The following is a 24613-nucleotide window of genomic DNA, read 5'->3' as shown; positions in this document are numbered from 1 at the left end:
ATTAAAGGAGAAAAATCATGCTGACAGATACAACCAGATCCCCTTACGCGAAGGTACATGCGTTGGACGGGATGAAAGTAAAATGGACAGGCGGTCTTTGGAAGGAACGCTTTGATACCTGTGCGAACAGCACTGTGCCTCAGCTGAAGCACATGTTTGACAGCAAGGATATCAGCCATGTAGTAGAGAACTTCAAAATCTGCGCCGGAGATGCGCAGGGAGATTTTGACGGAACTGTTTTTGGAGACGGAGACTTTTATAAATGGATGGAATCTGCCATTTATACGGCTTATCAGACAGATAACCAGCTTCTGAAGGATGAGATTGAAAAATATATTGATCTTATCGGAAGAGCACAGCAGCCGGACGGCTATCTTTCCACCAAGCAGATCATTGGAGAAAGAAGCGGGAACGGCGTTTCCAGAATGGGAGATATTAACGATTTCGAGGTATACAACTTCGGACATATGTTTACAGCGGCCTGTGTACATAAAAGAATTACAGGCAAGGACAGCTTTCTTGCAATTGCAGCCAGAACAGCAGATTATCTGGAGCATCTGTATGAAGAGGCAGAACGCACAGGAGAGGTTCAGACTGCAGTTTGCCCTTCCCATTATATGGGACTTGTGGAAATGTATCGTACCACTGGCGAAGAGCGTTATCTGAAGCTTGCGAAGCAGGCAATCGCGCTTCGTGACAGCGTAAAGAACGGCTTGGATGACAATCAGGATAAAATTCCTCTGAAGCAGCATGAGAAAATTCTTGGACATGCAGTTCGTGCCAATTATCTCTATGCAGGTGTGGCGGATCTTTGTCTGGAAGAGGAAGATCCGGATTATATTAAGGTTCTCCACAAGGTATGGAGAAGTCTTGTGGATAAAAAGCTTTATATAACAGGCGGATGTGGAGCCTTGTATAATGGCGCTTCTCCGTATGGATACTTTTTTGACCATCAGCTTGTTCATCAGGCATATGGCTATGAATACCAGCTTCCAAATATTACTGCATACAATGAGACCTGTGCATCTCTGGGCGGCGTTTTCTGGGCGTACCGCATGTTCCAGCTGGAGCCAAAGGCAGAGTACTTCGACATTCTGGAACGAATGATGCTGAATACCAACCTGGCTGCACTGAGTCTGGATGGTAAGAGATTTTTCTATGAAAACATGTTAAGACGTGCCCAAAAGCTTGACTATAAGCTGATCTGGCCTCTTACAAGAAGTGAATATATTCTCAGCTACTGCTGTCCGCCAAACCTGGCAAGAACCATTGCACAGTCCAGTGAATATGCATATCTGACATCGGATAACAGTGTATGGACTGGTATGTACGGTGCAAGTGAGGCGCAGGTGAAGCTGGAAAATGGTGGAGAATTTACACTTGTGCAGTCTACAGATTATCCGTTTGACGGAACAATCCGTTTCACAGCAAAAGATGTGAAAATAAATGCCCCGGTCCATTTAAGACTTCGTGTTCCGGGATGGTCAGCGGGCGGTTCCATTAAGGGCGCTGGTGCAGACCGTGAACTGACGAAAGAGGATGCTGGAACTTACCTTGATATTCTGGTGGAAGATCCTCAGAATATGGATGTGCAGCTGAGTCTGGATATGAAGGTTCGCTATACTGTTGCAAACAATATGGTGGAAGAAACTGTGGGACAGGCTGCAATTGAGCGGGGACCATTGGTATACTGCTGTGAGAGTGTAGATACCCATGCAGCAGATCTGGATGATGTTTACCTGGATCTGAACGCAGAATTTACTCCTGTGGAGTTTGAAATCCAGGGAAGAAGAATGATGGCTCTTGAAACTGAGGAATATGCCATTGACCGCTCTGAATTTGACAGAAATGCGCTTTATCAGCCGTTGAAATATCATGGCATGAGCAGAAAGCATGTACGTCTGATTCCGTATTATGCATGGGATAACCGTGATTACGGAGAAATGAGGATCTGGTTCCCTGTCGCATATACCGTATAACAAATTGAGTGTTACTGTTCACTGGTAACATTCCGCGAGGTGTTTTTTGTGAACAAAGTTCACAGAAAACCCGAGAGTTAAGTTTGCGCAGCAAACGCTACTTCTTGTGCTTGTCACAAGAAGGTTCGTCCTTCTGTGCATCGCGAAGCGTGTTACTGTGAACGGAGTGAACAGTAACAATTGAGTTATCACAACCTGGGATATGAATGTAAAAAATCCTGCCGTGCAGAATCCGATGGCGGTGGAATAGCAAATGTCACTCAATTTCTTATTATACTTTGAACGAACAGAATGGAGAGCTATAGAAATTATGGAATGTAAAGTAATTCCTTTTCATACCGTCGAGGAGAGAAGCAAAACAGATGCCGACAAAGCAGAAGCCCTTCTTTCCCAGGCAATGGAAGGATTTCATAAAAAACTGGTAGTGCTGGATGATGACCCTACTGGTGTGCAGACCGTTCATGATGTGTCTGTTTATACGGACTGGGAGGAAGAATCCATCCGCAAGGGCTTTGAGGAAAAAGAATCCATGTTTTTTATCCTCACCAATTCCCGCAGCTTTTCCGTGGAAGAGACCACAAAGGTACACCAGGATATTGCCGCACGTGTGGCAAAGGTGGCAGGGGAGCTGGGACAGGATTTCATGATCATTTCCCGTGGAGATTCCACTTTAAGAGGTCATTATCCGCTGGAAACACAGCTTCTGGCGGAAGGACTGGCTGACGGGAATACAGCCGGACCAGAGAAAACGGCAGCAGACAATGGAGTTTCTGCAGGGAGCACAGCTGTTGACGGTGAGATCATCTGCCCGTTTTTTCCAGAAGGCGGCCGCTACACAATGGACAATATCCATTATGTAAAAGAGCAGGACAACCTGGTTCCAGCCGGTATGACGGAATTTGCCAGGGACAAAACCTTCGGCTACAAATCCTCGGATCTTACGGAATACGTCGAGGAAAAAACAGAAGGAAAGTACCATAAAGAGGACTGTATCACCATTTCCCTGGACGAGCTGAATGCTCTGGATGTGCAGGAAATCAAGGAGAAGCTGATGTCCGCACAGAATATGGCGAAAATTATCGTCAATGCAGTATCTTATGCAGATTTGAAAGTTTTCTGCGCAGCACTGGTGCTTGCAATGAAAGAAGGAAAGCATTACATGGCAAGAACAGCAGCAGCTTTCACCAAAGTAATGGGAAGGATTTCTGACCAGCCTCTTCTTGGAAGAGAGCAGTTGGAGGGTGACACGAAGAACGGAGGAATCGTTCTGATCGGTTCCCATGTAAAGAAGACCACAGATCAGCTGAACTGTCTGAAAGAACTGGACGGACAGGCTGATTTTATGGAATTTCAGGTAAATACCGTGTTCGAAGAAAATGGTCTGGAGAAAGAGGTAGAGAGAACGGTGAAGGCAGCAGAGGAGAAAATCCTGTCTGGAAGAACCGTTGTAATTTATACAAGCAGACAGCTTCTTGCGCCGGAGAATATGACTCCGGAAGAGAAACTGCATATTTCTGTAAAAATTTCCAATGCAGTGACAAGTATTATCGGAAAGCTTTCTGTGAAGCCGAAATTTATCATTGCAAAAGGCGGAATCACTTCATCTGACGTAGGAACCAAAGCTCTTCGCGTAAAGAAAGCCCGTGTTATGGGACAGGTGAAGAAAGGGATCCCGGTATGGATGACAGGAGAAGAAAGCAAATTCCCTGGAATGCCATACATTATTTTTCCGGGAAATGTGGGTGAAGTAAGTACGTTGAAGGAAATTGTAGAGGAATTGATCTGATTGGAGGTTTACATAATGAAAAAAGTAATTATATCTCTGGCACCTGTACAGGCAGGAACCAGTGTGGATGCAGTAAAACTTGCAGAGGATGTAGAGAAAAGCGTAAAACTTGGTGCTGCTATGTGTCACCTTCACTGTCGTAAACCAGACGGAAGCCTTACACCTGACATTTCTTATATGTCTGAGTGCTTTGACGAGATTCTGAAACGGACAGATGTGGTAGTTCAGGCGTCTACAGGCGGTGTTTCGGATATGAATATCCAGGACCGCTGCAATCCGCTTGATTATCCCAAGGTAGAGAGCGCATCTCTCAATGGCGGAAGTACAAACCTTGGCGAAGCAGTTTATATTAATTCTTTTGATGATATCCGCTACTGCGCAGACGCTGTTTATAAGAGAGGAATCCTTCCGGAAACAGAAGTTTTTGATATTGGAATGTTACATAACATGGCAGTGGTAAAATCTGAGCAGCCATTTGCAGATCCAATGCTGTTTAATCTGGTATTTGGTCACAAAGGCGGCATGCAGCCTACTCCGGAAATGCTGGCAGCTTTCCGTTCCTTTGTTCCATCTGATGCACTTTGGGGTGTTACCCATTTTGGACGTGATAACTGGACATTTCTGGCTGCTGCAATTGCTATGGGAGCAACGGTAGTACGTGTTGGTTTTGAAGACAGCCACTATCTGGCAGAAGGTGTAGATGCCGAGTACAACTGGCAGGTGGTTGAGAAACTGGTAAATCTGATCCGCGCCATGGGTCTGGAGCCAGCGACTCCGGATGAGGCAAGACAGATGTTGAATCTGAGAAAACGCTAAAATACGATTTAAAAATATAAAGTGTTGGATCGTAATTATTCAGTAGATGTTATTCTGCGAAGTGTGTGACCATGAAGGTACTGAACAGTTACGATATACCAAAGAAATATATGTCAGAAAGGATGGGTTAAAACAAATGTTGGCAATCAAGAAAATATATATGGATTATGAAACAGCCCCGGTTGGTGTTTCCCATATGCCCCAGTTTGCCTGGGAGCTTGTAAGCGATAAGAAAAATGTAAAACAGAAATCCTACGAACTTCAGATTGCAAAAGACGCTGATTTTACAGATCTGATCTATAACAGCGGAAAAACAGAGTCTGAGGAATCTGCACATGTTTATGCAGAAGGTGCTTCTCTGGAGAGCGGCAAGCGCTATTTTGTCCGTGCAAAAGCCAGTGATGGTCAGGAAGAAACGGACTGGAGCGAAACCGCATCTTTTGTAACTGCCCTTGCAGGAAAAAATGGTGAGTGGGAGGAAGGCGCACCAGCATGGAAAGCTCCTTTTGTATCCGCCGAAACTGACGATTCCTATAAGAACGTTTCCAAAGGAACCTATGTAAGAGGAACCTTTGAAATCAAAAAAGATATAAAAGAAGCCTATGCCTTTACCACAGCCCTTGGCCTGTATCAGTTTTACCTGAATGGCAAAAAAGTTGGTGAGGACGAGATGACACCGGGATGGACATCCTATAGAAGACATCTCCTCTATCAGACCTATGATGTAACGGAATATCTGCAGAAGGGCATTAACGGTGCTGGAGCAATGCTGGCTCCAGGCTGGTATAAAGGTGTTATGGGGCTGACAAAAGCCCGTAACAACTATGGTGATCAGACGGCTTTTACTATGGAACTTCTGATTCGCTACACCGATGGAACAACAGAATCTGTTTATACGGATCCATCATGGAAAGGCTGCGATTCACCGGTGGTATTTGCAGAAATCTATGATGGTGAGACTTATGATGCAGCCCTTGAGATTCCGGACTGGTCAAAGGCAGAAACCACAAAAGGCGACTGGAAGCCGGTTCAGCTTGTATTCTTTGATACACAGGTTATGCGCGCGCAGTACGCTGCGAAGGTTCGTGTAATGGATCGTATTCCAGCGAAACGTATTTTCAAAACACCGGCAGGAGATACAGTTATTGATTTTGCCCAGAATATGGCAGGACGAATTGAAGTAACTGCAGCCGGAAAACCAGGCGATGTGATCGAACTTCACTGCTTCGAAGTTCTGGACAAAGATGGAAATGTATATCTGGACAATCTTCGTGCAGCCAAAGCAACGATGAAATATACTTTTGCAAGGGAAGAGACAGTTACCTGGCATCCGACTTTCACTTACATGGGATTTCAGTATGCGCTGATTGTTTCCTATCCAGGCGAGCCGAAAGCTGAGAATTTCACAGCCTGCACCCTTCACTCCAACATGGCTTCAAACGGAAGTCTGGAGTGTTCGAATCCGCTGCTGAACCAGTTGCATCACAATTTCCTGTGGGGGCTGAAGAGTAATTTCCTTGATGTACCTACAGACTGCCCGCAGCGTGATGAGCGTCTGGGATGGACTGGAGATGCGCAGATCTTCTGCCGTACCGCCACTTATCTGATGAATACCTATACGTTCTATAAGAAATGGCTCCATGATCTGGAGGTTGATCAGACACCAGAGGGCGGTGTACCGCATGTTGTTCCGAACATTGAGGAAGGCCGTACAGATGGAAACTGGCTTCTCCGCCAGGGACCTCATTCCGCAGCAGCCTGGGCTGATGCAGCCATCATCAATCCATGGACCATGTATCTGATGTATGGTGATAAAGATATTCTGAAAAAACAGTACAACAGTATGAAGGGTTGGATTGACTTCATGCGTGCCCATGCTGTTGATTATATCTGGAACTACAAGCTGCAGTTTGGTGACTGGGTTGCTCTTGATGCAGAGGAGGGCAGCTATTTCGGTGCAACACCAAATGACCTGACCTGTACTGCCTATTATGCATACTCTACCGGACTTTTTGTCCAGATGGCGAAAGCCCTTGGAAAAGAGGATGTGGCAGCAGAGTATGAGGAGCTTTATCATAAGATCGTAAAGAAATTCCAGGAGACCTTCTTCGATGCAGAAGGAAATATGACAGCACAGACACAGACCGCACATATTGTGGCACTGTATTTCCAGCTGACTCCTGAGAAATATATCACAAAAACGGTAGAAGGTCTGAAGCGCCTTCTGGACAAAGAAAACGGACATCTGGTTACCGGATTTGTGGGAACTCCGTATTTCTGTCATGCACTAAGCCAGAACCACGCTCTGAAGGAAGCCTATGACCTGCTTCTGAAGGAAGACTTCCCATCCTGGCTGTATCAGGTGAAAAAAGGTGCCACCACGATCTGGGAGCACTGGGATGGAATGAAGGATGACGGAAGCATGTGGAGTGCAGATATGAACTCCTTTAACCATTATGCTTATGGTGCTATTGGTGAGTGGATGTACCGTGCAATGGCCGGAATTGAAGCTGATCCGGAACATCCGGGCTTTAAACATGCGATACTCTATCCGCGCATTGGTGGAAATCTGAAGTACACTGCCGGAAAATATCATAGCATTTATGGTGATGTTGGTGTAAAATGGGAAGTCCAGGGGAAACAGATTACTTTAACTGTTCAGATTCCGGTGAATACAACAGCAGAGATCCGTCTGGACCAGGCAAAAGCTGTTCTGGAAAGCGATGGACTGACATTTACCAGGGAAGCAGACTATATGGCTGCCGAAGCGGGAAGCGGTACATACCATATCGCATTTGAACAGTAATCATAACGCAGAATGCGAAAGGGTGATGAGAATATGGAAAAGAAAAAGGAACCTTCAGGAATACAGAAAGCGTGGAGACAGCTGAGTATTCAGAATCAGATTTTTTTATCCATGTTTCTTATCACCCTTTTGGGTGTGGGCGTTTTGATGAATATTGTATACAAAACCTCTATTGATGCTATTGAACAGAATTACAGGGCATCTTATCAGTCTACGCTGAAGAATTCCAGCCGCGTTATGGATATGAATCTGAAGAACATTGTAGACGTAGGCCGAAATTTTCTGAATGATGAAGCTCTTCAGCAGATTCTGGAAAAAGGCAACGAATACGGAGGAAGCAAGTTTGCATCCACAGACCGTGAGAAACTTCGTGTGATTGCAAATGAAATGGCAAGTCAGCAGGTGTGGGTGAATTATATAGTATTTACGGATCTTTATGGTCATGTGTATCAGCTGAACAATGTGAACCAGGGTACTTATGATTTCTATAATTATTATAGTGATAAGGATATTCTGGAAGAAAGCTGGGTGAAACAGGCAAAGTCCGCGCGGGGAAAGGAAATTTTTTTCCGTGACAGTATTTTAAAAGCAGGAACAAAGAAAGGATTTTCTTATGCGAAATATATGATCAATCCCTCTGACGGACAGGGAATGGGCTATATGGTGGTCGGACTGAGCCAGAAGCTGTTGGGAAAATCCTTTGTCATGGGCAATGAAAGCTTTGATTCCAGTAATTTTATGGTTGTAGATGAGGATGATCAGCTGGTTTATTTTGTGGGAAATGAGGAAAGGGAGAATGCAATTATGCAATCCTATTCTAATCCGGGAGAGAACCATCTGTATCTGTTTTCTTCTGTCACCAATTCTACTACAGGCTGGCATATTGTAAACGTAGTGGAGAAAAATGAGATCAGTGAAGAGAGTAAAAATATCCGTCTGACCTCGTTTCTGGTAGCAGGCTGTGTTCTTGTAGTGGGTTTTCTCATGGCACGAATCATTTCCAGAACCATCAGCCATCCCCTGAAGCAGCTGGAAAATACCATTGCACAGGTTGGGGAAGGAGAGCGTCACATTACAGAAGAGTTTGACTACAGTGAGGTTGGCCGGATCGGACAGAAATTCAAGGAAATGGTCAATACGAATCTGGAGCTTTCCGAGCATCTTATGGCGGTGAAGCTGAATGAACGGGAAGCAGAGCTGCTTTTGCTTCAGTCCCAGATCAATCCCCATTTTCTTTATAATACACTGGATTCTTTGTACTTTGTTGCAATCATGCATGGGGATGACCAGATGGCAGAAATGGTAGAGGCACTTTCAGATAACTTTAAGCTGGCGCTGAATAATGGAAGCAAATATATTAAAGTTGTGGATTCTGTGAAATGGATGCAGGGCTATATGAAGCTTCAGAATATGCGCTATAATAATCGTTTTGAACTGTTCGTGGATATCAGCAGGGAAATTCTTCAGCGTGAAACGATTACCTTTATTTTTCAGCCATTTATTGAAAATGCTATGTATCACGGTCTGGAGCCGAAGATTGGAAAAGGAAAGATTTCCCTTCGCGGCTGGCAGGAGCAGAATAATATGATTTTCACTATTGAAGATGATGGTGTGGGAATTGACGATATGTCCAGACTGGAGAACGGTTATGGAGTGCGCAATGTAATAGAGCGTATAAAGTTGAATTATGGGGAAAAATACGGTGTAACATTTGAGAGCAGCCCAGGCAATGGAACGAAGGTAACGATTGTGGTTCCAGTAAGATAAGGGATAGGGAAATGCAGATACAAGGAGGATTTTCATGTATCGCTTAGTGGTAATTGATGATGAATATATAGTTGTGCAGGGAATTAAGGCTTTAATTTCCCGCCTGAAGCTGGATTATGAGGTAGTAGGGGCTGCTTATGACGGAATCCAGGGACTGGAAGTGATCCGAAGTGAGAAACCGGATGTAGTAATTACGGATATCCGAATTCCGGGGCTGGATGGTCTGTCTGTGATCGAGGCAGCGAAAGAAGAATGTCCGGATACATATTTTATTGTGATCAGCGGCTATTCTGAATTTGTGTATGCGCAGAGGGCGCTTACTCTTGGAGTAAAAGACTATATTGATAAGCCGGTTACAGCAGATAAACTGAAAAATGCCCTTACCAGAATTGAAGATGAATGGGCGAAGACCCGTCATGAGGATAATCGTAAAGCACAGGCTAATCGTGAGAAATTTCTGGAATTGGAAAGAATTTTTGAGAGCAGTGTAAAATGTATTACAGACTGTGATGCTGCAGCATTTCGGGAAGAATGCAGGCGGGCAATCAGATGCCTGCAGGAACTTTACCCGGAGCTGCAGGATTTTCGCAGGGAATTTTACAAGCATCTCTGTGTGCTCAGCGATGTACTGATCGAAAGCCAGAAGCAGGTGGAACGAAGTTCACTTGTCTCTTTTCAGGAGATGGAAAAATGTCAGAGCATAGAAGCAGTACAGGCCTATGGGGAAAGCGTTCTGTCTGATATCAGCAAGCATCTGACTGCGGACCAGACCGGAAGCAAACACAGAGTTATCCTGGAGCTTCTTACTTATCTGGACGAGCATTATGATCAGGATATCGGGCTGAGTGAGCTTGCAGACAGAGCCGGAATGAGCACGGCGTACTTAAGTGTTCTTTTTAAAACAGAGGTTGGTACATCTTATGTGAAATATCTGACGGATCTTCGCATAAAAAAGGCGAAGAAGCTGCTGCAGGATGGATATAAGGTGAATGAAGTCAGTGAAATGGTGGGATATAATAATTACAGATATTTCTGCGATATTTTTAAAAAACACGAGGGCATGACTCCCAATGAGTACAAGGGAAACGTGTGGAAAGCAGAATGATAAAAATAGGATTTGCAAAAATGCACATATTCGAATTGCTGAATATGTGCATTTTATATATTTAGCACAATTGAATACCTGAATAAGCAGAATTTTTTATAAAAAACAGTCTAAAAAAACTGTACATTACCAAAAAAATTAGGCACTGGTAAAAAAACAGAACAATGGTATTATATAACCATAAGATATTTCCCGGGGATACAAAGAAACAAATTAAACGTGACCGAAAAGTAAATGGCTATCAAGAGTAACTCATAACAAAATTCAATAATTTTGAAAATTCTGGAGGAATTTATAATGAAAAAGAGAGCATTAGCTATTTTAATGGCAGCATTAACAGCAAGCACCATGTTTGCAGTTCCTACATTTGCAGCAGACTACTCAGGAGAGGATCCACAGCTTGAGAAAAACGTCAAAATCCTTACTATCTGGGCAGAAGATAATGACAATGGTATGCTGTTAAACAAAATCTGCGAAGACTATCAGAAAAATGTAAACCCGAATTTCACATGGGAATATGAGATGGTTGCTTCTGACAACCTTCAGCAGAAAATTGCTACACTTGCAGCATCCAACGATCTTCCGGATCTGTTCGCTTACGAAGCAGGTGCTCCGCTCAGCGTTCTCATCGATTCCGGAAAGGTTAAAAATATTACAGAAGCTGTTGACGAGATCGGAACAGCAGATTATTTAAACAGCGGTGCTGTTGAGCTTCTGAAAGGATTATCCGGAACAGATGATCTTTATGATCTTCCTCTTGGACTGAACGTAGAAGGCTTCTGGTACAACAAAGCCCTGTTCGAGCAGGCAGGATGCGAAGTTCCTACTACATGGGATGAGTTTGAAGAGGTTCTTCAGAAACTTTCCGATGCAGGTATCCAGCCTCTTACAACCGGCGGATCTGACAAATGGGGCGCAACCCGTCTGATTAATGCATACGCAGTAAGAACCGCAGGAAACGACATTATGACAAAAGCAGCTGACGGCGAAGTTCCTTATACAGATGAGAAGCTTGTTGCAGCAGCTGATAAGATTGCAGAGTGGGCAGAGAAAGGATACTTCGGAGAAGGTATCACAACAGTTGATATGAACACAGCTGGTTCCATGCTGATGAGTGGAAAAGCAGCCATCTTCTACAATGGTTCCTGGTTTACACAGAACCTGACTGATGATTCCCAGAACCCGGCAGGCGAGGACGGAATCGGATTCTTCAACATTCCGGTTGCAGATGAGTCCATCAGCTCCGCTACTTCTTACTCTATGAACTGTGGTAACATTCTTGCACTTGACAATGACAAATATGATGAGGCTACTGGCTGGTTCCTGAAATACTTCATGGAGAACATCGGAAACGTAGCTATGGAAGATCAGGGAACTGTTAAAGGTTACACATATGATGTTGCAGCAGATGATATGGATAACTACACCAAGCTTGTTCTTGACGAGATTGACAAATCCACAGAAGGATTTGCATGGTGGGAAGCAAAAATGCCTAGCGAAATCTCCAAGACAGCTCAGGAAAATGTACAGCCTCTGTTAAACGGCGAAATGACTGGCGAAGAATATATGCAGTCCATCCAGGATGTATATGACATGCAGTAAGTAACAGCTTTGGCAATATAAGCTTTGAACTTCAAATGGGAGTGTTTGCCAGCAGACACTCCCGTTTTTGTTGAAAAAATTCGAAATTTTAATGGTTTTTGACACAGAAAGGAAGGAATTTTATGAACAAGGTATTAGGTAATAAGAAAGCGATATCCCTTTTCGTAGTTCCGGCACTGATTATTTACACCATTATTGTAATGGTACCGGTTATCTGGTCGTTGTATTATTCATTCTTCAGCGGCAGCCCGGGACTTCAGTGGGAATTTGCCGGATTTGACAATTATGCAAGACTTTTCAGAGACAAGAACTTCTTAAATGCATTGACAGTAAACTGTAAATATGTATTGGTAGTAACCGTTGGCCAGGTTGGAATGGGACTTTTACTTTCCCTGATGTTTAAATTCTGGCTGAGAAGATGCAAAACTATCGTAAGAACTCTGGTTTTCTTCCCGGTAGTACTTCCTACTGTTGCAGTAGGTCAGCTGTTTGCAAAGATATATGAGATTCAGCCAAATTATGGTCTGTTAAACTCATTGCTTGACTCTCTTGGTTTTACGAACCTTGTTCAGCCATGGATCGGCCAGTCCAGTACAGCTCTCTGGGCATTGTGCGTAATGGATATCTGGGTAGCCATGGGATTCTATTCCGTAATTTTCTATGGAGCACTCCTTGATATCTCTGATGATATTCTGGAAGCAGCCAGAATCGACGGCTGCGGTGGATGGCAGTTATTTAAAAACATTCTTCTTCCGCTTCTTCGTCCAATGGTAATTACCAGCCTTGTATTCAGCTTCTCCGGAACTGTAAAAATGTTCGAGTCTGCTATGGCTCTTACAAAGGGCGGACCTGGAAGTGCAACAAAATCACTGTCCATGTATATGTATGACGTTGCATTTACTTATAATAAGGTTGGTTACGCCAGCGTTATCGCAATCGTGATCTTCCTGATCTGTGTAGTTGGATCTCTTGTTATCAACAGATTTGATGTGAAAGACTGAAAGGAGGAAATATTATGAAAAAAGTAAAAGCAGCTTTTCGAGGAATTGTAATTTTCCTTCTTTGCGTAATTGAGATCTATCCGTTATTCTGGATGCTTACTGCATCCTTCAAGAAACAGGCTGAGTGGAGTGAGAAGCCAGCTTATGCGTTAAATGATGGCTTTTATTTCCAGAACTATTCTGATGCATGGACAAGGGGACATATGTCCACCTTCTTTAAGAACAGTTTGATCACTACATTAGTAGCACTTGTATTTATTGTATTTTTCTCAGTAACTGTAGGATTTGCTGTAACAAAGATGAAATGGAAATTCAGAAATGCAGTTGCACAGTATTTCCGTTTCGGTATCATGATTCCGGTAGCAATTGCTTTGATCCCGCTGTTCCAGATTTACAGCAGATCAAATCTGTTAAATACCAGAACATGTCTGATCATTACGTACATAGCATTTGGTCTGTCGCTGTCCATTTATCTGGTTCAGGGATATCTTCGTTCCTTCCCGGATGATATTATGGAGGCAGCTGTTATTGATGGCTGCGGTATTTACAGACTGATGTGGCATATTGTAACACCACTTATGAAGAACTCTATTGTAACCGTACTGGTTCTTCAGTTCTTCTTTAAATGGAACGACCTTCTGTTTTCCATGACATTTATCAGTGATTCTGCACTGAAGACTGTTCAGACAGGACTTCTGTACTTCTCTGATGAGTTTGGATCCAAGAACTGGGGTGCAATTTTCGCTTCTGTATCCATGAGTGTATTCCCACTTCTGATTCTGTACATGGCACTGAATAAGAAACTGATGGAAGGTATGACAGCCGGAGCTGTAAAGGGTTGATTTTATGGAAGATAAAAGGACAGAGCAGTATAGACAGGAATTAAAAGAATTTGTAATGTCTCATACGGAGGATGTGCTTAAGAATCCGCGAAGCTTTATCCGTTATCCGTTTATTGATCCGGGCTCTGTTTACGATGGAAATGTATGGGACTGGGATACCTACTGGTCCGTATATGGCTTTCTGAATCTGGCGGATTCCTACCAGGATCCGTCTGTGAAGCCAAGAATTATAGAGCATGCACAGGGAAATATCCGCAATTTCTTCGACCACCAGTTGGAGGATGGATATATTCCCATGATGATCGAGGTGGCAGACTGGCCGGAGCCTTATCTGAATATGAGGCATAAGGAAGGCAAGATTATGAATATGCATAAGCCCTTTCTTTGCAGTCAGATGTGCCTGATCAGTGATTATACTGGTGATTATGCCTGGACGGAAGAATTTCTTTCAGGCGTGGCGAAGTATTTTGAATGTTATGATCACTATTATTTTCATGAAAACAGCGGACTGTATGTATGGCAGGATGACATTATGATCGGTATGGACAATGATCCGGCTACTTTTGGCCGTCCGCCATTTTCCACTGCCAATATTTATCTGAACAGCTTTATGTGTGTAGAACTGGAAGCTGGTGCCAGATTATACAGACAGTTTGGCAAGGAGGAAGCGGCAAAGAGACTTCTGGATAAGCGCGAGGCACTGATCGGTGCTATTCAGCAGGAATGCTGGGACAAACGTGATCATTTCTTCTATTCAGTTGATGTGGATATTAAGACAAGGAAATACGACTGGTTCCACCAGGGGCTTGGAGTTTTCTGGAAGACATTGCCCATCAAAGTACGTGTATGGTCTGGCTTTATTCCCATGTATGCAGGAATTGCTACAAAAGAGCAGGCGGCAGACATGGTGAAACATATTTTTGATCCCGATACCTTTGGTTCTGACTTTGGTCTGACCACGCTTTCAAAGGATGAAAAAATGTTTGACCTGTCTGTTACCAATAATCCGTCCAACTGGCTTGGCCCGATCTGGCTGGTTGCAAACTATGTGGTATTCCGCGGACTTTTGAACTACGGATACCGCATGGAGGCGGAAATTATGTATAAGCGCACCATGCGCCTTCTGGGAGAGGACCTGGAGAAAACAGGATGTCTTCATGAGTATTACAATCCATTTAATGGAGAACCGGTTATGAATGGTGGCTTTATTAACTGGAATATACTGGCATTGAATATGGCAGATGAGCTGGAAGGAAAGAAACCAATGTGTCTGCCAGAGCTGCTGGAAAAACAGGCAGAAAAGCAATCGTTATAATAAGATTTTTCTGCTGTGAGGTAAGTAAATACAGGAAAAGGATTGCAGAATACGTGGAATTTTGCAGTCCTTTTTTGGTTTGACCGGTAAAAAACATCTTTCTGAAATAAAGTGTGTACAAAAAAATTCAGAAAGCTTATACTTAGAATGTGTTTTAAGTTTATTTTGTAAAATGAAACAGATAAAGGAGCAAAAACATGATTCAGAACCCGATTCTTCCGGGATTTTGCCCGGATCCAAGTATTATACGTGTTGGAGAAGATTATTATATCGCAAATTCAAGCTTTGAATGGTGGCCTGGTGTGAAAATCTATCATTCTAAAGATCTGAAGCATTATGAACAGCTGCCATCGCCGCTGAACAGAATGAGCCAGCTTAATATGGTTGGTGAGGGTGATTCCTGTGGCGTATGGGCACCGGATATTTCCTGGGACGGGGAATACTTCTGGCTGATTTATACGGACGTGAAAACCCGTACCGGAGGACTTTTTAATACCCATAATTATCTTGTAAAATCAAAGGACATCCGTGGCGGCTGGTCTGAGCCGGTTTATCTGAACAGCTCAGGTTTTGACCCATCTGTATTTCATGATACAGATGGCAAAATGTATATTGTGAATATGATTAATAATTTCAAGGGAATTCTGGTGCAGGAGTATGATCCGGTACAGGAGCGCCTGGTAGGGGAAGCGAAAAATGTTTTTCCGGGAACCGGAAGAGGCTATACAGAAGGACCACACATTTACCATATTGGAGAGTATTATTATTTGTTAATGGCAGAGGGAGGAACCGGTTACGACCATATGGTGACAATGGCCCGGGCGAAATCTATCTGGGGACCTTATGAGGAAGATCCGGGTAACCCTGTGCTGACCTCAGATATGGAGAATCCAGATGCGCTGCAGCGTTGTGGGCATGCAGATATTGTGTGTACCCAGAAAGGTGAGTGGTATATGGTACATCTTTGCGGTAGACCACCGAAAGGCAGCGGACAGTGTGTATTAGGCCGTGAAACGGCAATCCAGAAAATGGTTTGGAACGAAGAAGGCTGGATTAGAATGGCCTGTGGCGGCAACTTCGGCCAGTGGGAGACTGAGGAGCCAACAGGAATTCCGGAGTATCTTTTTCCAAAGGAAGAGGGTAAGGATTATGGAAGAGATGACTTTGATTTAGAAATTGCAGACAGTGTTGGAAATAATGAAATTGCAAAGAATGCGGACATTGCTGAAATTCCTTCGAAAACAAAAGAGTATCTGAATGAGAAGAATGCTGTGGACGAAGAATGTGATAAAAAGTTAAGTATGCCAGTGAAGAAAACCTCTGCGCTTTTAGATGTGCGCTATACTTCCCTGCGCCAGCCCTATGATAGCTACACCAGCCTGACAGAACGTCCTGGCTATCTCCGTCTCTACGGTCAGGAATCCCTGAATTCCTGCTATAACGTAAGTCTGGTGGCGCGGCGGCAGCAGGACCGCTATGTTCAGGTAGAAACCTGTGTAGAGTTTGCCCCGACCTGCAGAGAGCAGATGGCAGGACTTGCCTATATGTATGATACTGGTAATTTCTACCTTCTGGTAAAGACCAGAGAGGAAGAGTTTGGCTCCCAGACACTTGATTTGAAAAAGCCTGCAAAGCTGCGCCTGATAAAGAGCAATCACTTTGATGTAGAAGATGTGATTCCGGCAATCTCCATCCCGGAAGAAGGCCCCGTATACCTGCGCGTGACCACCACCCAGGAAGGACTTTACGCAAAATTCTTCTACTCCCTGGATGGAAAAGACTATCAGGAACTGGCTGAAGTCCCCACCAACATTCTCACAGACGAGCAGAGCGATGGATTCACCGGAGCTCACTTCGGAATGTACTGTCACGATATGACAGGGGGGAGACGGTATGCGGATTTTGATTATTTTGAGATTGTCAAAACGCGTAAAGAACAATAGGAAAGGTATTTAGCCACTTTTTCAAATACGCTCTGGACAGATTAAAAATTCATACATTTTCTTAATAAAGTAACGTTGCAAACCCCATGTTTTCTGACGTATTATGATAGTAGAAAGCATGGGGGATTTTTATTTATACGGGCAGTAAATCAAAGTTCATATCCTCACAGGATGTCAGATTCGGCAGTGATATCGAGACAAATCCGCAGCGCGTATTTGGAATTTTGAAAGAGAGATATATAAAATATAAGAGATCTAAAATGGAGAAGGAGACAAGAAAAATGAAATTAAATTATGCAAAAACAATAGAAAAATGGGGCATTTTTGAAGTGACCATAAGCGGTCCAAAGGAGGGAAATCCATTTTGTGATCAGTGGATCAAAGGCACTTTTTGCTGTAAAAATGAGAAGAAAACGGTAGATGGTTTTTATGATGGAGATGGTGCTTATAAAGTAAGATTTATGCCGTCTTTTACAGACAAGTATACTTTTGAAATTGAGGCTTCCTTTGATATTAACGCGGGGGAAGAAGTGCCGGATGAAGAAGCGCCTGAACATAAGCTTGGAATTGCTTATGGTGGGAAGGAAGTAGAAAAATGTGCTGTCAGAAATATGATGACTGGTAGTTTTACTGTAACTTCTCCTTCAGCAGACAACCATGGTCCGGTTCGTGTTGCGGGTACCTATTATCTTTCCTATGAGGATGGAACACCCTATCACTGCATCGGAACTACCTGTTATGTATGGAATCTGCAGAATGAAGAATTACAGAAACAGACACTGAAAACTCTGGAAGAAAATGCGTTTAATAAGATTCGTTTCTGTATTTTCCCCAAGCACTATGACTACAATCTTCATGAGCCGATTACCTATCCTTATGAGGGAACACCCTGCGACAGTTCTGTGTTAAATGAGAATAATTTCGCGGAATATAATGGCTGTGCTCCGGGCAATGACTGGGATTTTACCAGATTCAATCCAGCCCATTTTCAACATATTGAAAAGTGTATTCAGGCACTTATGAATTTGGGAATCGAGGCAGATCTGATTGTTATGCATCCGTATGACAGATGGGGATTCTCCATGATGAAAGCAGAGGATGATGACCGTTACTGGAAGTATGTGCTGGCCCGTTTTTCCGCATACCGAAATGTATGGTGGTCCCTGGCTAATGAATATGATCTGATGCATGAGAAGACTCTTTCTGACTGGGAAAGATATGCCAGCATTATCTGTGAGAAGGATCCTTACCATCATCTCAGATCCATTCATAACTGCAAAGCGTATTATGATTATAACTTGCCCTGGATTACCCATTGCAGCATCCAGAGAACGGAGACATACCGTTCCTCCGAGCTGGTAAATGAGTGGCGCGAGAAATACCATAAGCCGGTAGTTCTGGATGAAATCTGCTATGAGGGCAACATTCAGTTTGGCTGGGGAAATATCAGCGGTGAGGAAATGACGAGAAGATTCTGGGAGGCATTCTGCCGCGGAGGATATCCGGGACACGGTGAAACATATCTCAGTCCGGATCGTATTCTCTGGTGGTCTCATGGCGGCGTTCTTCACGGAACCTCACCGGAGCGTATCAGATTTCTTGCAAAAATCATGGAAGAAACACCGGGACTTGGTGTGGAACCTATGCTCTGCAAATGGGATGAGGTTGCCTGCCGTGCTGCCGGTTTCCCGGCAAGGAAAGACTATTTTATTTACTATTATTCCTTTATGCGGCCGGGCTTCCGAGACTTCTACTTTGATGATACTACAGAGTATCAGGTGGAAATTATCGATACCTGGGAAATGACTATTACCGATGGTGGAGTTCATAAAGGAAAGTTCCGAGTAAAGCTGCCGGGGAAAGAGTATATGGCGGTGAGATTGCGAGTAGCGAAGTAATAACCATATTCATACAAAAAGCTCAGTTGTGTATGCAGCTGGGCTTTTTGAGCATAAATATCTTGAATCGTTTTTCAGAATTTGTTATGATTCATAGCAGAATTTAAATGAAATAAACAGAATTATTTTAACGCAAGGGAGGAGATTTTTTGGAAGAAACAAACATCAGTCAGGAGCAAAATCCCCTGGGAGCAGCTCCAGTGGGAGGACTGATATTGAAATTTGCAATTCCGGCAATTATCAGTATGCTGGTCAGTGCAATGTACAATATTGTGGATCAGATTTTCATCGGCCAGGGCGTTGGGATGCTGGGAAATGCTGCTACTAATGTTGCATTTCCTGTAACAACGATTGCAACGGCATTGGCACTGCTTCTGGGAATTGGAGGTGCCTCCAATTATAACCTGGAAATGGGTGCCGGAAGAGAGCAGAGGGCAAGCTCCATAGCAGGAACTGCGCTTTCCACACTGGTGATTACAGGTGCGGTTCTTGCATTGGTAGTGCTTCTGTTTTTGCGTTCGCTGCTAGGTCTATTTGGAGCAACAACAGATGTTATGCCTTATGCTGTAGACTACCTTGGAATAACTGCTGTAGGACTTCCGTTCTATGTTTTGTCCATTGGAGGAAATCATATTGTCCGTGCAGACAGAAGCCCAACATATTCTATGACCTGTGTTCTTACAGGTGCGGTTATCAACACAATTCTGGATCCTCTTTTCATTTTTGGATTCGGATGGGGAATCAAGGGGGCTGCCTGGGCAACTGTAATCGGGCAGGTGGTTTCCGGTATTCTTGTGATTATATATTTTGGAAAATTCCGTAAAATGTATCTGGAAACAGGAATGCTAAAGCCATCTGCAGAGTGTCTGAAAGCCATTGTTTCCCTTGGCATGGCTTCCTGTATCAATCAGATTGCCATGGCAATTGTGCAAATTGTGATGAATAATATTTTACGTTATTATGGTGGATTATCTGTTTATGGAAGTGATATCCCTATTGCCTGTGTAGGCGTTATTTCAAAAGTAAACCAGGTGTTTATGGCGATTTGTATTGGAATTTCACAGGGCTGTCAGCCAATCTGGGGCTTTAATTATGGGGCAAAAAAATACGACAGGGTAAGACTTGCATATCGTTATTCCATGATTGCATGTACTGCGATTGCAACCGTATTTTTCCTTTGTTTCCAGTTATTTCCCCACCAGATTGTAAGCATTTTCGGAACCGGAAGTGACCTTTATTTCCAGTTCGCAGAACGCTATCTGAAGATATTTATGTTTATGACTTTTGCAAATGGAATTCAGCCAATGTCCTCAGGATTTTTTACATCTATCGGAAAAGCAAAGCTTGGAATCGTCATGTCCCTGACCAGACAGGTGCTGTTTCTTTTGCCATTGATCGTTGTTTTCTCATTAATAATGGGAATTGACGGGGTGATGTATGCTGGACCGATCGCAGATGCAGCGGCATTATCATTGGCGATATTGTTTGCACGAAGAGAGCTTGTGGCCATGAAGAAATAATAAAAAAGACTGATATAAATGATACTGTACTTCAGGAGGTTGTTGGAGTCCGGTATGTTATATCAGTCTTTTTTATAAATACAGCTGATTAACCGTTAGGTTAAATCTGTGTCAGATATTAATGGCAGGAATGACTTCCGCAGCCATGATCGCCACAGCTGTGACCTGCTTCATGATCATGGTGATCGCAATGTACATTGGGGTTATAGCCAAGATTTCCTGCGAGTAATGCGTTTACAGCTTCATCAGCGTTGCCGCTGACACCACCGAAAAGACGGATTCCAGCCTGGGCAAGTGCATTCTGGGCACCGCCGCCAATACCGCCGCAGATCAGGGTATCTACGCCATGTGCAACCAGGAATCCAGCCAGTGCGCCGTGACCGCTTCCATTGGTATCGACTACTTCGGCACTTACAACCTTGCCATCTGCAATGTCATAGATCTTGAATGTTTCTGTGTGTCCAAAGTGCTGAAAAATTTCTCCATTTTCATAAGTAACTGCAATCTTCATAATGATATCTCCTTCATTTTGTAAATTTGATTTGGGAAGTGAACTATTAAATCGGTCAGCGGCTGGCAGTTCCTGTGAAAGGTCTAAGCTGGTAAGCGGAGTCTGTTTAGATTCCTTTCGGCAACAGCATTTCCCGCAGCGCGTATGCTCCCGTCCTTCGCAGAGCCGGTAATTTCCCCCGGCTATGACAAGGCGCTGTCCAAGGACGATGCACCGGGCAATTTTTTCCCGGGCAGTTTCATAAATTTCCGTGACAGTTGTCCGGGAAATGTCCATCTGGGCAGCACATTGTTCGTGAGTTTTCTTCTCCAGATCTACCAGACGGATGACTTCATATTCATCCAGAGTCAGAGTGACAGCTTCCGACTCTCTGGGACATTCTTCAGGAGAAAAAGTTTCATATTGGGGTGCCTGGCAGATTCTGCGGCATCTGGGCGGTCTGGGCATATATGTCACCTCCTTGTTTTCGACATATGTCGATTATAAACCAGAAGAAGAGAAAATTCAATACTATTATTTTCTGAGCGCTATTCAAAGTTGCTCCAATATGGTATAGTTTTGTTACTATTCATTTGCAACGCTCTGCGAGGTGTTTTTGGTGGATAAAGTTTACAGAAAACCAGAGAACTAAGTTTGCGTAGCAAACGCTATTTCTTGTGCCTGTCACAAAAAGGTTCGTGTTTCTGTGCGTCGCGAAGCGCGTTACTGTGAAGGTCGTGGTTGACAATTTTTTTTATTTGGAGTACAGTCCAAGAAGAGATAAAATCGTTACTGCTCAAAAGCAATTTTTTTCTGGAATTTCGGGCACAATTGGAGCAGTAATGTAAAATTAACAGAAGAGGTACGAATATGCTGAAAGTAAAGAACCTGACTTTTGAAGTGAATGAAGAAGGGAAAAAGCGCTGTCTGGTAAATCACATCAGTTTTGATGTTCAGGATGGAGAAATGCTGGTAATCACCGGACCAAATGGAGGTGGAAAATCCACCCTGGCCAAGGTACTGGCTGGCATTGAGAAAGCAGACAGCGGAGAAATTTATCTGGATGATGAGAACATTACAGGATACGATATTGATCATCGTGCAAATGCGGGAATTGGCTATGCATTTCAGCAGCCACCCCGCTTTAAAGGTATGACCGTGGCAAGAATGTTATCTCTTGCAGCAGGAAAGAATTTAACGGAAAAAGAGAGCTGTGACCTTCTCTCCGCTGTAGGACTTTGTTCCGAAGATTACCTGAACCGTCAGCTGGATGGAACCCTTTCCGGCGGTGAAATGAAGCGAATTGAGATTGCCACAGTTTTAGCGAAGTCTCATAAAGTAAGCATTTTTGATGAACCTGAAGCAGGAATCGACCTGTGGAGCTTTTCCATGCTGATCAAGCGCTTTGAGGAGATTCATCGTGAGAAAAAGGAGTGCCTGATCCTGATTTCCCATCAGGAAAAAATCATCAATATGGCAGATAAGATCATGGTAATTGAAGACGGTGAAGTAAAGAAATATGGTACGAAAGAAGACGTTTTCCCAACCTTATTTCAGCAGGAAAAATGTCAGAAATGTCTGAATGAAGGAGGAAAATGTTGATGGTTAAAGTAGAAGAAACAACCCAGGGTGTGCTTGATAAGATCAGCGAAGGCTTTGCGCAGAAAGGTGCTTTTAATCTCCGTCAGAATGGTATTTCCATCTGTCACGGTGACAGCGAACATATCAAAATAAAGAAAAAAGAGGACAAGCCGGGAATCGATATTTTCATTGACGGGGAGACAAAGGGAGAGAAGGTTTTCATCCCGGTAGTGGTAAGTGTATCTGGAATGACCGATCTGGTTTACAATGATTTTTATGTGGCAGACGGTGCAGATGTTGACATTGTTGCAGGCTGCGGAATCCACAATAGTGGCTGTAATGACAGTCGTCACGATGGTATTCATACTTTCCATGTGGGTAAAAATGCTAATGTACATTACGAGGAAAAACACTATGGAGAGGGGAATGGAACCGGAAGCAGAGTGCTGAATCCCGTAACTAATATTGAGCTTGGAGAGAACTCCGTATTTACGCTGGATACCGTTCAGATCAAAGGTGTTGACTCCACAATCCGTACCACAAATGTTTCAATGGATGCAGATTCCAAGCTGTTTGTTCTGGAACGTCTGATGACAGATGGGGAGCAGAAAGCGGAGTCTGATATTGAAGTCTGTATGAACGGAGCGGGATCTTCTGCGCAGATTATTTCCCGTTCTGTTGGAAAGGGAAATTCTTCCCAGGTTTTCCATCCGAAGGCTGTTGGAAAGAACAAATGTCACGCACATATCCAGTGTGATTCCATTATTATGGATCATGCAGAGGTGGGTTCTATCCCGGAAATCCAGGCGAAGCATGTGGATGCTGCAATTGTTCATGAGGCCGCTATTGGAAGAATTAACGATGAGCAGCTTCTGAAGCTAAGAACTCTTGGAATGACGGAAGCTGAGGCGGAAAATGTGATCATTGAGAATTTCCTGAGTTGAGAAAAACTTAAACAGAAAAATAATTATTCAGTAGGTATGTACTGTTTCGCGGAGAGTGTAACTGTGAGGGTGCTGAATAGTTACACAGAGAATATAGAATCTTCAGGTAGGTTTGGAAGATTTATGAAAAAATGCCAGGCAGCGTCGTTCAAAGACGCTGCCTGGCATTTGACATTATCTAATTTTTACGGATTTTTTGGAACTCCATTTGGAATAATATTTTTTGCCGCTTACAACTTTGTAGGTGCGGATCCGTACATAATATTTTTTCTTTGAAACCAGTTCCTTTAAGGTTGCGCGTGTAGCAGAGTCTTTTACGGTAAGGGTTTTCGCCTTTTTCATGCTGCTGTTCTGGTTGCCTTTATCGGAATCATCTTTACCGGAGTTATCTTTACCGGAGTTATCTTTACCGGAATCGTCTTTACCAGAGTTATCTTTACCAGAATCATCTTTACCGGAATCGTCTTTACCGGAGTCATCTTTACCAGAATCGTCTTTACCGGAATCGTCTTTACTGGAATCATCCTTACCAGGATTATCTTTTCCTGCGTCCGAGTCATCCTTGCCAGGAGCAGCTGTGATCGTAAAGGTTGTGTTAATAATGCCGGTGTAATTTCCAGCTCCAGTAATAGTTACAGTAGCAGTACCTTCCTTCACATTATCTTTATAAGAAACTGTGAAATCAGTGCCTGCCGCAAGCGTCTTGGCTCCGTATGTAACGGTAACATCCGGGCATTTCTCTGTTCCGTCACTGGTGTAGGAATACTGGGAAAGAGAAGCGGAATAGCGGCTGATATCCAATGGTTTAATGGTAAAGTCTTTCGTAACAGAACCAGTGTAATTTCCAGTTCCAGTGAGAATTGCAGAAGCAGTACCTGCATCCCAGTTGTTTCTGTAGGAAACGTAATAATCCTGGTTCAGGGTTAATTCCTTGTCCCCGCTTTTTACTGTGGCGGTTGGGCGTAAAGAGGAGCCTGTGTAGGTAAGGCTTTCATCGGAAAGCGTAACCGTGCAGCTGCTGATGTTAGCTCTGTTTATAGTAAAGGATTTAGTTACATACCCCTGGTAATTTCCAATTCCATCAATTCCAACCCACGGAGAATTGTAATAACTGCTTGGTTCAATGTTGTTGTGGTATGTTACAGTGAAATCCCTGTCTTTTACCAGGGTTTTACCACTGTGGGTAACTGTCACTTCAGGAGTTACCTCGGAACCAGT

The 24613-nt window shown here is 43.5% G+C and carries 17 protein-coding genes; 16 read left to right on the top strand and 1 reads right to left on the bottom strand.

From position 1 onward, the window contains the following. Positions 1-17 precede the first annotated feature (17 nt). The 13 genes from AB5706_RS10530 to AB5706_RS10470 all read left to right on the top strand — a co-directional run bounded on the left by AB5706_RS10530 (position 18) and on the right by AB5706_RS10470 (position 20380). The gene (locus AB5706_RS10530) at positions 18-1979 is read left to right on the top strand and encodes a glycoside hydrolase family 127 protein (protein ID WP_148461471.1); all 1962 of its coding nucleotides are present in this window, start codon (positions 18-20) and stop codon (positions 1977-1979) included. 310 nt (positions 1980-2289) lie between these two features. Continuing rightward, complete coding sequence (locus AB5706_RS10525) at positions 2290-3765, top strand: four-carbon acid sugar kinase family protein (RefSeq protein ID WP_368366066.1); 1476 nt, start codon at positions 2290-2292, stop codon at positions 3763-3765. A 15-nt stretch (positions 3766-3780) separates the two neighbouring features. Beyond that, positions 3781-4581 (top strand): beta-keto acid cleavage family enzyme, encoded by an 801-nt coding sequence (locus AB5706_RS10520; protein WP_173715715.1) that lies wholly within the window; start codon positions 3781-3783, stop codon positions 4579-4581. Between the two features lie 160 nt (positions 4582-4741). Continuing rightward, complete coding sequence (locus tag AB5706_RS10515) at positions 4742-7387, top strand: alpha-L-rhamnosidase (protein ID WP_227198665.1); 2646 nt, start codon at positions 4742-4744, stop codon at positions 7385-7387. A gap of 33 nt (positions 7388-7420) precedes the next feature. Beyond that, complete coding sequence (locus AB5706_RS10510; RefSeq protein ID WP_368366065.1) at positions 7421-9154, top strand: sensor histidine kinase; 1734 nt, start codon at positions 7421-7423, stop codon at positions 9152-9154. Positions 9155-9188: 34 nt separating this feature from the next. Then, positions 9189-10259 (top strand): response regulator transcription factor, encoded by a 1071-nt coding sequence (locus AB5706_RS10505; protein WP_195392110.1) that lies wholly within the window; start codon positions 9189-9191, stop codon positions 10257-10259. A gap of 297 nt (positions 10260-10556) precedes the next feature. Then, positions 10557-11861 carry an ABC transporter substrate-binding protein gene (locus AB5706_RS10500; protein WP_368366064.1) on the top strand — a complete coding sequence of 435 codons (1305 nt, stop codon included), beginning with the start codon at positions 10557-10559 and terminating at the stop codon, positions 11859-11861. A 122-nt stretch (positions 11862-11983) separates the two neighbouring features. After that, positions 11984-12862 (top strand): carbohydrate ABC transporter permease, encoded by an 879-nt coding sequence (locus AB5706_RS10495; protein ID WP_118577668.1) that lies wholly within the window; start codon positions 11984-11986, stop codon positions 12860-12862. Positions 12863-12876: 14 nt separating this feature from the next. Next, positions 12877-13704, top strand: a complete 828-nt coding sequence (locus AB5706_RS10490) for a carbohydrate ABC transporter permease (RefSeq protein WP_118577667.1) — start codon at positions 12877-12879, stop codon at positions 13702-13704. A gap of 4 nt (positions 13705-13708) precedes the next feature. Next, on the top strand, positions 13709-15019 hold the full coding sequence (locus AB5706_RS10485; protein WP_173715720.1) for an MGH1-like glycoside hydrolase domain-containing protein: 1311 nt from the start codon (positions 13709-13711) through the stop codon (positions 15017-15019). A gap of 197 nt (positions 15020-15216) precedes the next feature. Continuing rightward, positions 15217-16962, top strand: a complete 1746-nt coding sequence (locus AB5706_RS10480) for a glycoside hydrolase family 43 protein (protein WP_368366063.1) — start codon at positions 15217-15219, stop codon at positions 16960-16962. Between the two features lie 281 nt (positions 16963-17243). Continuing rightward, the gene (locus AB5706_RS10475; protein ID WP_368366062.1) at positions 17244-18860 is read left to right on the top strand and encodes a DUF5605 domain-containing protein; all 1617 of its coding nucleotides are present in this window, start codon (positions 17244-17246) and stop codon (positions 18858-18860) included. 149 nt (positions 18861-19009) lie between these two features. Next, entirely contained in the window at positions 19010-20380 is a 1371-nt protein-coding gene (locus AB5706_RS10470) for an MATE family efflux transporter (RefSeq protein WP_368366061.1), read from the top strand. 118 nt (positions 20381-20498) lie between these two features. On the opposite strand, the gene AB5706_RS10465 is transcribed toward AB5706_RS10470, so the two are convergent. Beyond that, a complete protein-coding gene (locus AB5706_RS10465) occupies positions 20499-21338 on the bottom strand; it encodes a DUF134 domain-containing protein (RefSeq protein WP_195589344.1) in 840 nt (279 codons plus the stop codon). Positions 21339-21740: 402 nt separating this feature from the next. Between AB5706_RS10465 and AB5706_RS10460 the strand changes: the two genes are divergently transcribed. From AB5706_RS10460 to AB5706_RS10450, 3 genes are all read left to right on the top strand, one after another. Next, positions 21741-22472, top strand: coding sequence for an ABC transporter ATP-binding protein (locus tag AB5706_RS10460; RefSeq protein WP_148461484.1), 732 nt, complete (start codon positions 21741-21743; stop codon positions 22470-22472). After that, positions 22472-23395, top strand: coding sequence for a SufB/SufD family protein (locus AB5706_RS10455; RefSeq protein ID WP_118577643.1), 924 nt, complete (start codon positions 22472-22474; stop codon positions 23393-23395). The genes AB5706_RS10460 and AB5706_RS10455 overlap by 1 nt, the downstream gene beginning before the upstream one ends. Positions 23396-23746: 351 nt before the next feature. Then, positions 23747-24322, top strand: coding sequence for a pentapeptide repeat-containing protein (locus AB5706_RS10450; protein ID WP_368366074.1), 576 nt, complete (start codon positions 23747-23749; stop codon positions 24320-24322). Positions 24323-24613: the final 291 nt, after the last annotated feature.

The organism is Ruminococcus sp. RTP21484sp1_RTP21277st1_D2_RTP21277_210401 (assembly GCF_040924225.1).
GTDB classification, from domain to species: domain Bacteria; phylum Bacillota; class Clostridia; order Lachnospirales; family Lachnospiraceae; genus Blautia_A; species Blautia_A faecis.
This window is presented reverse-complemented; position numbering and strand designations above follow the sequence as displayed.